Annotated in this window: 12 protein-coding genes; 6 read left to right on the plus strand and 6 right to left on the minus strand. The window is 62.2% G+C overall.

Features of this window, described 5'->3' with window-relative positions:
- Positions 1–139: 139 nt before the first annotated feature.
- The 4 genes from ACQE3M_RS14520 to ACQE3M_RS14535 are packed head-to-tail and all read right to left on the minus strand — an operon-like array spanning position 140 to position 4,597.
- Positions 140–1,327 carry an ABC transporter ATP-binding protein gene (locus ACQE3M_RS14520; protein ID WP_430506244.1) on the minus strand — a complete coding sequence of 396 codons (1,188 nt, stop codon included), beginning with the start codon at positions 1,325–1,327 and terminating at the stop codon, positions 140–142.
- Positions 1,328–1,364: 37 nt separating this feature from the next.
- A complete protein-coding gene (locus ACQE3M_RS14525; protein WP_430506245.1) occupies positions 1,365–2,288 on the minus strand; it encodes a carbohydrate ABC transporter permease in 924 nt (307 codons plus the stop codon).
- Between the two features lies 1 nt (position 2,289).
- Complete coding sequence (locus ACQE3M_RS14530) at positions 2,290–3,279, minus strand: carbohydrate ABC transporter permease (RefSeq protein ID WP_430506246.1); 990 nt, start codon at positions 3,277–3,279, stop codon at positions 2,290–2,292.
- Positions 3,269–4,597 (minus strand): extracellular solute-binding protein, encoded by a 1,329-nt coding sequence (locus ACQE3M_RS14535; protein WP_430506247.1) that lies wholly within the window; start codon positions 4,595–4,597, stop codon positions 3,269–3,271. The genes ACQE3M_RS14530 and ACQE3M_RS14535 overlap by 11 nt, the downstream gene beginning before the upstream one ends.
- A 764-nt stretch (positions 4,598–5,361) precedes the next feature.
- Here ACQE3M_RS14535 and ACQE3M_RS14540 point away from each other — a divergent pair.
- From ACQE3M_RS14540 to ACQE3M_RS14560, 5 genes are all read left to right on the plus strand, one after another.
- A complete protein-coding gene (locus ACQE3M_RS14540) occupies positions 5,362–6,126 on the plus strand; it encodes an IclR family transcriptional regulator (RefSeq protein ID WP_430506249.1) in 765 nt (254 codons plus the stop codon).
- Positions 6,127–6,226: 100 nt separating this feature from the next.
- Positions 6,227–7,186 carry a dihydrodipicolinate synthase family protein gene (locus ACQE3M_RS14545; protein ID WP_430506250.1) on the plus strand — a complete coding sequence of 320 codons (960 nt, stop codon included), beginning with the start codon at positions 6,227–6,229 and terminating at the stop codon, positions 7,184–7,186.
- 12 nt (positions 7,187–7,198) lie between these two features.
- A complete protein-coding gene (locus ACQE3M_RS14550) occupies positions 7,199–8,299 on the plus strand; it encodes a mannonate dehydratase (protein ID WP_430506251.1) in 1,101 nt (366 codons plus the stop codon).
- Between the two features lie 99 nt (positions 8,300–8,398).
- Entirely contained in the window at positions 8,399–9,247 is an 849-nt protein-coding gene (locus ACQE3M_RS14555) for an NAD-dependent epimerase/dehydratase family protein (protein ID WP_430506252.1), read from the plus strand.
- Positions 9,248–9,323: 76 nt separating this feature from the next.
- A complete protein-coding gene (locus ACQE3M_RS14560; RefSeq protein ID WP_430506253.1) occupies positions 9,324–10,403 on the plus strand; it encodes a lactonase family protein in 1,080 nt (359 codons plus the stop codon).
- A gap of 83 nt (positions 10,404–10,486) precedes the next feature.
- On the opposite strand, the gene ACQE3M_RS14565 is transcribed toward ACQE3M_RS14560, so the two are convergent.
- On the minus strand, positions 10,487–10,684 hold the full coding sequence (locus ACQE3M_RS14565) for a MarR family transcriptional regulator (protein ID WP_430506318.1): 198 nt from the start codon (positions 10,682–10,684) through the stop codon (positions 10,487–10,489).
- A gap of 219 nt (positions 10,685–10,903) precedes the next feature.
- Here ACQE3M_RS14565 and ACQE3M_RS14570 point away from each other — a divergent pair, with 219 nt between their 5' ends.
- On the plus strand, positions 10,904–11,761 hold the full coding sequence (locus tag ACQE3M_RS14570) for a bile acid:sodium symporter family protein (protein WP_430506254.1): 858 nt from the start codon (positions 10,904–10,906) through the stop codon (positions 11,759–11,761).
- 245 nt (positions 11,762–12,006) lie between these two features.
- Here the strand turns inward: ACQE3M_RS14570 and glyA are convergent, their stop codons facing one another.
- Entirely contained in the window at positions 12,007–13,257 is a 1,251-nt protein-coding gene (gene glyA, locus ACQE3M_RS14575) for a serine hydroxymethyltransferase (protein ID WP_430506255.1), read from the minus strand.
- Positions 13,258–13,380 lie beyond the last annotated feature (123 nt).

Genomic DNA, 13,380 nt, shown 5'->3' on the forward strand with positions numbered 1-13,380 from the left:
ACGGCCCGGTAGCGACACGCTGGTTCAGGCCCCGGACTCCGGCTCCTTTTGAATTCGAGCGGCAGGATGGTGACGGTTCGTCGAACGACCCTCGGCCGCGGGAACCGCCGGACGACGGCTCCCGGGCTATTCGGCGTAGTTAGGGCGTGCTTTCTCCCCGATCGCCGGGGGCCACCGCGGCATCGGTCTGTTCCGGCAGGCCGTGAACGAGCGCTTCGCCCGTGGAGGGGTCGAACAGGTGGATCTGCTCGCGGTCCAGCACGACGTCGACTGTCTGCCCCGGTTCGAGGTTCGCGTTCGGGTCCGTCGTCATGAGGAGCTGGCTCGTCTCACCGTTCGACGCCTCATCGCCACCCAGGACGTCCCTGTCCGTCCCGTGGAGGTAGACGACGAGCTCGTCCCCCATTGGCTGGACGACGTCAACTGTCAGTGTCGCGGGCGTCGTGCCGGCGTCCGCTGGCCGGTTCGCAGCGAGGTGGACGTCCTCGGGGCGAATGCCGAGGGTCAGTCTGGTCGGTAACTGGGTCGCGGAACCCTGCGAGACGTCGACGTGCAGGTCCAGTTCGGCAGCGTGGAACGTCCCCTCGTCGACCTCGCCGTCGACGAATCGCATGCTCGGCGAGCCGATGAAGCCGGCGACGAACCGGTTCGCGGGCTCGTTGTAACACTCGAGCGGCGGTGCAAACTGCTGGAGTTCGCCCTGGTTGATAATCGCGATGCGGTCGGACATCGTCATGGCTTCCGCCTGGTCGTGCGTGACGTAGACCGTCGTCACGTCGAGTGTTTGCTGGAGACGCTGGAGCTCCGTGCGCATGTGGACACGCAGTTTCGCGTCGAGGTTCGCCAGCGGTTCGTCCATCAGGAAGACCTCGGGATCCATCACGATTGCGCGCCCGATCGCGACGCGCTGGCGCTGCCCGCCGGAGAGTTCGTCGGGCATCCGGTCGAGCATTCCATCGATCTGGAGAATATCGGCTGCTTGCTGCAGTCGGTCCTCGATCTCCGCCTCCTCGTAGTGCTTGAGCCGGAGGCCGAAGGTCATGTTTTCGCGCACGGTCATATGCGGGAAGAGCGCGATGTTCTGGAACACCATGGCGATGTTCCGGTCCTTCGGCGGCGCGTCCGTGACGTCTTCCCCGGCGATCTCGATGCGCCCGTCGGTTGGCTTCGTCAACCCCGAGATCGTCTCGAGGGTCGTCGACTTCCCACAGCCCGACGGGCCGATGAGGGAGATGAACTCGCCTTCTTCGACGTCGAGGTTCATGTCGTCGACCGCGACGACGTCGCTGTACTGCTTCGTTACGTCGCTGAGTTTGAGATGGGTCATGGTTGTGATGTGTTCGGTGAATTGTCGTGTTTCGTGGCTATCCTTTGATGGAACCGGACGTGAGGCCGCTTACGATCTTACGCTGTGCGACCAGGACGAGCAGCGCGACCGGCAGGACGCCGATGAGGCTTGCCGCGGCCATCAGATCGTATCTGACCGAGACTTCAGTCTGATACCGCAGGAGCCCCCAGACGATTGGCGACCAGTTCTCCGGCGACCCGGTCGTCATCAGCTTTGAGAAGAAGAACTCGTTGTACGCCGTGATGAAGGTCAACACGCCGGCCGTCACGAGTCCGGGGGCGGACAGCGGTGCGATAACGCGGTAGAGGGCGCCGAGACGCGTCGAACCAGTGACCCGTGCGGCGTCCTCGAGTCCGTCCGGGATCTGCCCGAAGAAGGTAGTCAACAGGAGGATCGCGAACGGGAGCGAGAGGGCTGTTAGCGGCAGGCCGACGGCGGCCGGCGTGTTAAACAGGTTCGGACTGCTGACGCCGAGCACGGTCACGTTGCCGGTGAGCAGTTTGAACATCCCCACGATGAACGTCGCACCTGGGAAGTACGACACCGAGATGAGCAGGAGGAAGAGGGGGCGCTTCCCGCGGAACTCCATCCGACCGAACGTGTAGCCGGCGAGGCTCGCGAACACCAGCACGAACAGCGTCACCGCCGTGGCGATGATCAGGCTGTTCAGCATGTACTGGTGGAACGGGACGACCTGGAATGCCGTGACGAACGATGACGGAGCAAAGCCCACGGGCAACAGCGTCGCCTGCGTCGTGCTTCCGGGCTCCGAGAGCGCCAGGACGACGAGGTAGTAGAAGGGGAACAGCGCGACGAGCAGGATCAGCCCCGTGGTGAGATAGAACAGGTACTGGAACAGGGAGTCCGACGCGGCCAACCGCTCGCGGATCCCGAACACGTCGAAGCGGTCACTCCGTCGCTCGGTGGTGTCGGCTTCCATGTTAGATCCCCCCCGCGTTCGAACGGCTCAGGACGCCGAGGTAGACGAGCGACACGAGCCCGATCAGGATGGCGGTGATGAACGCCAGCGCCGACGCGGTGCCGTAGAGGCTTCCGTTGAACGTGCCCACGACCGCGCACGTGATCGACGGCATGACGCTACAGCTCGCTATCGAATCGATCTGCCCGTAGATGCGCATCGACCCGATCGACGTCAGGAGCATGGCGATCATCAGTACCGGGATCGCCTGCGGAAGCGTGACCAGCCGAAACTTCTGCCACCTGGAGGCGCCGGCGACGTCCGCGACGTCGTAGAGGTTCTCGTCGATGCCCTGCAGCCCCGCGAGAACGATCAGCGCGACGTATGCGGACCGCTTCCAGATCGAAGCGAGGGTGACTATAGCCATTGTCGAGAGGCTGTTGCTGAGTGGTCGTGACCCGACGATTCCGAACTGGTTGAGGAACTCCGTTCCGAGCCCACCGGGAATGAACAGCAGGTAGAAAATCATCCCCTGAATGACGATCGGGACGGCCCACGGGATCAGGACCGCGGTGCGAACGATGGATCGGCCGCGGAACGTCTTGTTCAACACCAGCGCCTGGACGAACCCGAACGCAGTTATCAGAACCACGCTCAGGGCCGTGTAAATGAGCGTCGTCGGAAGGACACTCCGGAAGGGGTTCTGCAGGTCGATGAACGGCCGAATCAGCGAGTAGTCGCGGGTGCCTGTGACGATCCCGACGTAATTGCCGAGCCCGACGAACTGCCCGTGAAACTGGCTAAAGCTGTCCGCAAAGAACGACGTCTTGAAGGTGTACAGGATCGGCCACAGCGCGAGTGCCGTGAACAACACGAGCGTCGGGCCGAGCACGAGGTACGCGAACTTCGTTTCCGAGAGGTTCTCAACCCAGTCGTTGACGGACGCTCCGCTCGATCGGAGTGCGCTTGGGAGTGTCGCATTTTGATTCGGATCGGCCTGGTTAGTTGCCATAGTTGTTCTCGATGTTCGCGAGTTGCTGCTTGGCATCCGACATCCCGGCCTCGGGGGATTTGCTCTGGGACACGACGTTGTGGACCTCCTGTGAGATGACTTTCGACTCCTGGAAGTAGATCGGCGTCACCGGGCGGGGGACGGCGTTGTCCGCCATCACCGAGAACGTATCCATGTACTGACCCAGGATCGGATGACTCTGGGTCGCCTCCGACGCCAACAGATCGGTCTTCGCAGGCATGTAGCCGGAGAGGTTGAACCAGCGTTCGAGGAAGTCGTCGGTCATCGTCGTCTGGATGACTTCGAGTGCCGCGTCGATCTTCGACGAGTTCGGATTGACCGAGAGGTTGTAGCCGGCGAGTGGCGACGACGTCCCGCCGATGCCCTCGTATTTGGACTCGCTTTCGGGAATCCCGTAGGGCTTCGGCATCATGCCGAGTTTCTCGTTCACCTGCTCCCCGAAGTTGCTGTCGCTAGCCCCAAGCAGGGCCATCGCGGGCATCCCGACCGTGTACCCGAACGCGTCCCCGTTGAGTATCGCGTCGAGGTCCTTCGTGTAGCGCCAGCCGAGGACGTCAGACGGCACGATCCCGCCAGCGAATCCGTCGTCGTCGAGCGCGTGGTCGTCCTCGTGGCCGTGGATGAACGTTCGGAGCATCCGGAGCGCCTGCTTGACCGGCTCCCCGTCGATCGTGATCGGCCGGTCGCCGATCGGTCCGAACAGGTTCTCGCGCCCGCCGAAGTACGCGCCACCCCACTGGGACATCATGGCGTTGAACGCGCAGCAAGTGATAGTCTGGGAGAGCTCGAAGGGCATCGTCAGCCCGTACTCGAGGCTCTGTTGTTGCTGCACGTCGGCGATGACCTGGGAGAACTCCTTCCACGGCTTCGGTTCGGTCCCCCAGTTGTTCGCGTCGGGCTCGTAGCCGGCTTTCCTCGCGAGGTCCTTCCGATACAGGAGGCCGCGCACGTCCATCATGAAGGGGACGCCGAAGATATTTCCGTCCTGCCCACGGCTCGAGTTGAGGCTCGCCTGGTTGTACTCCGACTCGAGCGTATTGAGTGCGTCTTCCGGCAGTTCCTCGCTGAGATTGAGGAGCTGGTTGCGGCGGATGAACGGGATCGACCACCCGACGTCCATGGTGAGGATGTCCGGCTCACTGCGGCCGGCGTTGAGCCACTGCCGATACTGGTCTTCCAGCGTGCCGGGTGACTTGGTACTGAGTTCGATGCTGATGTCTTTCGACAGGCCAGCCTCGTGGAGTGCCGCCTCGAAGTTGTTCACGGCCCGCTCCGGCGTCCGGCTGAGGAGGTTCATCTTGACCGTCGTCTCGCCGTCGCTCCCGCCCCCACCGCTCGACGCTCCGGTTTGGGCCCCTCCGGAGCCTGAGGAGGAGCATCCGGCGATCCCAGCCGTGATACCTGCTGCACCTGCTGCTTGGATAAACTTCCGTCTACCTACCCTGCTATTGCTTTGCATGGGTCGTTCTCTCAATCATGGTTAAAGTATTAGTATTTTTTGTTTGGTGTTGTCTATTACCAGTATTGAAGCAAGACCGATCCCGTCCGTCGCCAGTGGTGTTTTGCTCGTGCGAATCCAGTGTTTAAACACCCGAACTGGCTGAAGATGGCTTTCTCGCTGTTACGATCTGAGCTAATTATCCCTACACCACTCAATTGACTCGTGGTAATTGCCCACATACCCGACAGTCTGTTCGGCAGAAGTGAACAACACTGGCGATCCCGGAACTCGCCAACTATACTTACAGACATACGGCTGTAATATCTAGGTCTGGATCGATCAAACCTCGTCCAGATCGAGTCGGCGATATCGGATTGGCCAGCTGGATACGCGGCTAGAAGGAAAATAACAGCGCCCAGTGGGAATTTACTCGCCAATTCGTTAGAGTAGAACACGAAGCTCGGGAGGCGGTACGAACGGCTTCACGTTCGGCCTGTGCCAGTAGTGACCCGCCACGTGTGGGACATGTTCCTTTCACGGTGCCCGGAGTTTGACAGATACTCGGGGAAGTATTCGAGAGAAGCGAACAGCGTATACTGTTGGAGCCCAATACCCCAGGTATGTCATCACGCAACCCACGAACGATCGATGCCGTCGAGAAGACGTGCAGGATCATTGAGGCTCTCCGTGAGCAAGGCGAAACCGGCATCACCGACCTCACGGCTGAAGTCGGCTTCTCAAAGAGCACTGTCCACGGACACCTCGCGACGCTCGTCCGGGAGGGGCTCGTCATCAAGGATGGCCACTCGTACCGACTCAGCCTCCGGTTTCTCGACGTGGCCGAATCCATCGTCAACGACATTGTCGACAACGAGATCGTCAGGGAGCAGGTCCGGGAACTTGCCGAGAATACCGGCGAGGTCGTCCACTTCGGAACGGAAGAAAACGGTCGCGTCGTCTACCTTTCCAAGTCGCTCGGTGACGCCGCTGTCATGACGGAGTCACGCATCGGGAAACAGATGCCGATGCACTCTACGTCACTCGGAAAAGCGATCCTTGCGGAGTTCCCCCGTGAGCAAGTCGACGAGATCGTTGCGGAGCACGGCCTCCCGGCCCGGACACCGAACACGATCACTGATAGTGAGTCCCTCCACGAGGACCTTGCGGAGACCAGAGAGCGCGGCTTTTCCATCGACGACAAGGAGAATATCCCCGGCGTGCGGTGTATCGGCGCCTCCGTCACCCTTCCGGAAGGGGAGGTTATCGGCGCGTTGAGCATCTCGGGCCCGTCCGAGCGAATGACCGACGAGCGCATCTACGACGAACTGCAGGAGGAACTCGCCCAGGCCGCCAACGTCATCGAGGTCAACTCGATGTATTCGTAGGCCAGCTTCCTTCCAAACTGGCGGGGACGCTACCGGTGCCTTCCGGTTAGCAAAGTGGGATACCCATACTTCTAAATACTGTGAGCATGACCTTTCGACAATGCCGTCGCCAGAGAAACGGGTGAAGGAGCACCTGCGCGGTGTGGCTGCCGGTCTCCTTACGCCATTTGACGACGATCAGGACATCGACCACTGGAAGATCGAAGAGAACGCAACTACGCTCTACGACGAGGGTATCAGGACGTTCCTCGCCACCGCGAACATCAGCGAGTATCACTCCTTGTCGAACGAGGAACGAATCGCGACAGCTGAAACGAGCGTCGATGCACTGCCGGACGACGCCTGCGTCCTCGCCGGTGTCGGTGGAAGCACACAGAACGCCCGCGAGCTCATCACCGCGTACGACCGCGTCGGCGTCGACGCGATGATGATCATGCCGCCGGATTTCACCTACCTCCACGAGCAAGGGCTGCTCGAGTACTATCGGCGACTCGCCGAGACGACCGACACACCGCTCGTTCCGTACGTTCGAGGATTCGACCCGTCGGTCGAGTATCTCGCTGACCTGACTCGGATCGACGGCGTCGTGGGCATCAAGTACGCACTTGAGGACCCGGTCAAACTCGGTGCCGGTGTCACCGCCGGCGCCGACGACGTCGTGTGGGTAAACGGCCTTGCGGAGCCGTTCGCCGTTGGCTTCTGGGCCGAGGGGGTCGAGGGGTTCTCGGCCGGTGTGAGTAACTTTCGGCCTGAGGTCGGGCTCGAGCTCTTCGACGCGCTGTCGAACGGGGACTGGGAGCGTGCACGCGAACTCCGGGACCTGTGTCTTCCCTATCAGCGCTTCCGTGGGGAAACCGGACAGGACAACGAGATCGACGGCGCCGTCAGCGTTCCTGCGGTGAAGAAGGGGCTCGAACTTGCCGGCCTCCACGGTGGCACTGTCCGTGAACCCATTGAACCGCTCTCGCAGGAAGATGAACGACGGGCTGAGGCGCTCTACGAGCAACTTGATCAGGGTATCGATGCAGTCATCAATGAACCGGTCGAACAGCCACAGTAACGGGATCCCAGCATGACCAACGATTCCACCACAGTGACCGACAGTCAACCGACGCAACCGACGGACGAACTACCGCTCCGAGCTGGACTACGAACGCGGACGCTCGCCGACGAACGCCTGCAGTTCTGTCGGCAGATCGGCGTCGAGGACGTCTTCCTCGACCATCGCGACCCGCGCGGCGACGTGTTTGCCGACGAGGGAAGCCACGACGACGAGACGCTCGTGATCGACGAAGGCGTCGTCCCGTCGGTCTCCGACCTCGTTCAGGCTCGCCGCCGGGTCGAGGATGCGGGCCTCCGGCTGATGGGCATCCAGTCCCTGAGCTACAACGTGTACGGGAAGATCATGCTCGGGAAGGAGGGTCAGGAGCGCCAGCTCGAGACGATCAAGGAGCTCATTCGAAACGTCGGCCAGGCCGGCATCCCGATTCTCGGCTATCAGTGGAATCCCCGCGGGGTCGTTCCGATGCGAACGTCGCAGACCGTCCCGCTTCGCGGTGACGCGAAGGGGCGCGGTTTCGACGTCAACGACATCGAGGATCCCTACGAGCGTGCCCCGGGCGTCGAACGGGAGTACGACGAGGCCGAACTCTGGGAGAACTACGAGCGGTTTCTCGAGGAAGTACTCCCCGTCGCCGAGGACGCAGGCGTTCAGCTGGCGCTCCATCCGGCGGACCCGCCGACGGTCGAGCAACTCGGGGGGATTCCGCGGCTCTTCCGCAACTTCGAGGCGTTCAGGCGGGCGATGGGGCTCGTTCCCAGTGACAACCACGGTCTCAAACTCTGTCTCGGGTGTTTCTCGGAAATGCCCGATACCGACGTGACGGACGTCATCGAGTACTTCGGGGAGCGCGACGAGATCGTCTTCGTCCACTTCCGCGACGTCATCGGAACGTGGCCGAGCTTCACCGAGACGTTCATCGACGACGAGCAGAGCAACTACCACGCGCTGGACGCGATCGAGGCACTCCAGGACGTGGGCTTCGACGGCGTGATGGTCCCTGACCACGTCCCGGAGGTCGTCGGCGATACCGAGTGGGGGCACCGGTCGCGCGCCCACGCCATCTCCTACCTCAACGGGCTTCTCGAGTGCTCCCGCCGGGCAAACGAGTAAGCCCTCCAGTTGATCGCCCGGGGTGTCGCCGGTGCCGTCCCGCTACACACCGGTAATCACATCAGAAGTTTATTTTCCCAAGCCATCTATCGGGTCAGTATGGATGTATTGATCACCGGGGCGTATGGACGGTGTGGGACCGCGATCATCGATCACCTGGACGATGATCCCGCGTACAATTTCACGTACCTGAACAGATCCGACCGGCCGGCCGACCACCCATACGGTGGATTCGACACGTACGTCGCTGATATCACGGATTACGAGGCGATCCGGCCGGCGTTTGATGGCCAGGACGCTGTCGTCCATCTCGCCGCCTACCCGTTCGTGGACGGAGACTGGAGCGACGTCTGCGGGCCGAACCTCGTGGGCATGTACAACGTCCTCGCGGCGGCCTGTGACGCGGAGGTCGAGACGTTCGTGTTTGGATCCTCGAATCACGTGATGGGCGTATACGAGGAGGAACATGCCCCGGAGCTGTACGAGCCGGGATACGGTCTCTCTCTCGACTGGGATGACCCTGTCCGGCCCGATTCCTGTTACGGGACAACGAAGTCGTTCGGCGAGGACTTCGGCCGGTACTACGTCGATATGCAGCCGTACCCCACACAATTCTACGCGCTCCGGATCTGTTCGGTCCGCCCGGAGGGGAACGACCACCCGTATGGAAAAGCCGAATTACAGGTTGCGGATGGGACCCTCGAACGGGGAAGCGAGCAGTACGACCGGCTCGTCAAACGGGAGAAGGCGATGTGGCAATCCCGTCGTGATTTCGCCCACCAGATCGACTGCTGTCTGCAGGACAGCTCCGTCACGTTCGGCATCTACAACGGCGTGAGTGACAACGACCGTCGCTGGTTCTCGATCCAGCGTGCGGCGGACGACCTCGGATACGCTCCCCGGGACAACGGAGAGGAGTGGGACGAACCACCGGTCTCCTCCGAGTAACGGCTGGACGTCGGGCGGGTGCTGATGGGCAACGAATACCGGAAACGTGAATACGTGAGCCCGCAAGTACCGTACTGTGTCATCGAACCAGTACCTTGCAGCGGTCGGAACGTATAGCGCCGCCGAGGAACCCGGCGTGTATACGGTCGGCGTAGACACAAGTGCCGAGAAGATGGAGCTACTCGACGAGGTTGTCGCGGGGCCGGACCCGACGTTCGTTGCTTCTCACCCGTCCGGTGAGTATCTCTATGCGGCTGTCCGGACGGAAGCGGAGGGAACGATCAAGGCGTACGACGTTGACTGGGGCAGCGGTCAGCTCGAGGAGATCGACAGCGCACCGAGTGGATCGCTCAGCCCGTGTCACTGTAGTGTCGACCCGAGCGGCGAGTTTCTCTTCGTGGCACACTACACCGGCGGGGCCGTCTCAATGCTCCGACTGACCGACGACGGGGGCGTCACGGCCCCCGCCGACGTCGTCCAGCATACCGGGTCGAGCGTCCACCCGGAGCGACAGCGGGCCCCGCACCCTCACTCCATCTCCCCCGGACCGGCCGGCCGGTTCGTGTATGTCCCCGACCTTGGGACTGATGAGGTACTCGTGTACGAGGTGGACAGAGACGCCGGCAGCCTCTCGCCGTACGCGTCCGTCGACGTCCAGGAAGGAGCCGGCCCTCGCCACCTCTGCTTCGGCCCGGACGGCGAACACGTGTATTTGATCAACGAGCTCGATTCGACCGTCGTCGCGTTCGATCTTCACGACGACGGGACCCTTTCCCGACAGTCGCTAACGTCGACGCTCCCGGACGGGTTTGCGGGCGATAACAAGACTGCCGAAATCGCTGTGCATCCTTCCGGCGACTACCTCTTTGCCTCGAACCGCGGCCACGACTCCATCGCGACGCTCACCACCCATGCAGGCGAGCTTCGCTGTCTTGCTCACACTCCCTGTGATGGACAGTGGCCACGGCACTTCTCGCTGAGTCCGGACGGTCGGCACCTGTTCGTCGAAAATCGTGATAGCGACCAGATCGTGGGGTTCGATGTCGACGAGCAGTTCGGCACGATCACCCGGAACGAAAGCGAACTGGCCGTCCCGCAGCCCGTCTGTCTGGCCTGGGTTCCGGAACCGGGTTCCACACACTCCGAAATCGTCTGATCGGCGTACTGACGTCTGATACCGCAGGATGCCGGTACCCAGTGAGGTTTCGGGTCGTTCCCGGGGCGATTCAGACGGCTCCCTTACGCCAGGGTGTAGACGCGTTTGCGGGCGTCGGAAAGTGAACGCCGAGATTCAACGAGGCCGGCGTCTTCGAGCCGATTAATTGCGTAGCGGACTGTTCGACTCGGAAGCAGCGTCTCCTCTTCGATCTCCCCCTGGGAGTGTGCTTCCTCGCTGTACTCGAGAACTTTTGCGACGAGTTTTGCACTCGGTGGCATCTCGCGTAGCTTCGTCTCCGAATGCGGGTCACTGGTGACTGCGCTCACATACGAATCTTGGCACGCACCCAAATAATGGTACCTATTTCGCGCTCGGCCACCCGCTATCGGCACTGCCGGAATCCCCAGATCGAGTGCACGGACGTTCTACTCTCCCGGTCCACGGGACAGGAGAAGCAGCAAACACAAATGGCCAGCCCGTGAAATTACAGCCAGGGAATGGTCTCGATACCGGGGATCAGTGGTGCCGAACTCGTTGAACTCGTAACGACCGTGTTCGTCCTCTCGACGATGTTCTCGATGGGGGTGCAGGTGTCCATCAGCCAGCTCGTGAACGCCGTGCGACAGGGATCGCTGCTGACGAAATCGATAGCCGTGAATCTCGTCGCGATCCCGTTGCTAGCTGCGCTCCTCGTTCGGCTGATTTCTGTGGAGCCGGGGTACGCAGCCGGGTTCCTGTTACTTGCCGTCTCTCCCGGCGCGCCGTTCGGTCCAAAGCTCGCCGAAATATCGGACAGCGACGTGGCGTTTGCCAGTGGCCTCATGGCGATCCTGTGTGCTCTTTCGGTCGTCACGATTCCCGTCTCGCTCGTCCTTCTACTGCCCGGCAGTGTCGTCGTCGACCCGCTCGCGATCGGACAGATGGTACTGGGCATTCAGATCGTCCCACTGGTGGCCGGACTGGGGCTCTCGGTCTCCTGCTCGTCGCTTGCGGCACGGCTCCAGCCACCGATCCAGCGGCTTTCGGATTACACGTTCATCGGCTTGATCGTCCTCCTCGTGGTCGTCTACAGCGCCGACATGGCCTCTCTGGTCGGGACGGGGACGCTCGGGCTATCGGCAATTGCTGTGGCCGTCTCGCTGGCCCTCGGCTACGGCCTCGGTGGGCCAGCACGGGCCACACGAGAGGTGCTGGCAACGACGACTGCCGCCCGCAATGCGGCCATCGCGCTGTTCATCGCGACGACGAGCTTCTCGGATCCGGAGGTTCTCACGACCGTCCTCGCGTTTTCGTTTATCGGCGTCGTCGCCTCCGGCGTGCTCGCCACGCTCTGGCGGGACCACTCCGTACCATAACCGTCGGTCCCCCGACGCGATTCAACTGACGAGACGTTCCCCCACACATCTGTGTCCAGGTTGGGCGGTAGAGGCCACAGAACTACACTTTCGGCAGTATCGAACGGCCGTGCAGTTCCGATCTCGAGGCCGCCGGCCGAGTTGACCTCGACCAGGCGGGATGGACGTCGCCTCCCTGCGGGGCTACTTCACACCGCGGTTCCGTGGCCAGTTGCGCCTGCTCGGCATGCTCATCCCGTAGCTGGTCACTCGTACACCGGGTACTCCGAGCAGAGCCGATCCACTTCTACCGATATCTCACGCGCGAGATCGTCGTCGTCCGGATTGTCGAGCAGGTCGATGATGTGGCGACCGACCGTCTTCATCTCCGACTCGGTGAAGCCCCGCGTCGTCAGCGCGGCTGTCCCGATCCGAATACCGCTGGTAACGAACGGCGACCGTGACTCCCCCGGGACGGTATTCTTGTTAACCGTAAGCCCGACGCGTTCGAGTCGCTCTTCGGCGTCTTTCCCAGTGAGGTCGGGGTGGGACCCACGCAGGTCGACGAGGAGGAGATGCTTGTCCGTCCCGCCGCTGACGAGCGACAACCCCCATTCGGTGAACACCTCCGCCAGAGCCTTCGCGTTCGCGACGACCTGTTCGGCGTACTCGTCGAATTCGTCGGTGAGGGCTTCCCCGAAGCCCACGGCCTTCCCCGCGACGTTGTGCATCAGGGGCCCGCCCTGCGCACCGGGGAAGATCGCTTTGTCGATCGCCTCGGCGTGCTCGTCCGTCGTGAGGATCATCCCCCCGCGCCCCGCCCGGATCGTCTTGTGCGTACTCGCCGTCACGAAGTCGGCATTGCCGACCGGGTTGGCGTGGACGCCGCCGGCGATGAGTCCAGTGACGTGCGCGATGTCGGCCATGTGGTAGGCGTCGACGGTGTCGGCGATCTCCCCGATGCGCTCGTAGTCGAACTCCCGTGGATACGCCGACGATCCGCTGACGACGAGGTCAGGGTCGAATTGCTCGGCCTGCGCGGCAAGCTCCTCGTAATCGATGTAGCCGGTTTCCGGGTTGACACCGTACTGTTCGATTTCGTAGTGCTGCCCGGAGAAGTTGACGTGATGGCCATGGCTGAGGTGCCCACCGTGCGTGAGATCCAGCGAGAGGATCCGGTCGCCCGGGTCCAGCATTGCGAAGTAGACGGCCATATTGGCCTGCGTCCCGCTGTGGGGCTGGACGTTGGCGTGGTCGGCGCCGAACAGCTTCGTTGCGCGATCGATCGCCAGCTGTTCGACGGTGTCAACGTGTTCGCACCCCCCGTAGTACCGCGCTCCAGGATACCCTTCAGCGTACTTGTTAGTCAGGACCGATCCCTGCGCCTCGAGGACGGCCTTCGAGACGTGGTTCTCGGACGCGATCATTTCCAGGTTCTGCTCCTGCCGCTGCTCTTCGCCATGGATAGCGGCGTGAACGTCCGGATCCGTTTCCGATAGTCTGCCCTCCGGTAACATACGTTGGACTGATTACCTGATAGGATAAAAAGCCTCGGGGGAACCGGACTACCTGCCCGGGGCGATAGTGGTTTGTGGCAGGAAATCCCGCCAGCAGGACCCGCGGATATCGGACGAGCGGCG

The organism is Halosubterraneus shenae, from assembly GCF_050510935.1.
Taxonomy (GTDB): domain Archaea; phylum Halobacteriota; class Halobacteria; order Halobacteriales; family Haloferacaceae; genus JBDGPU01.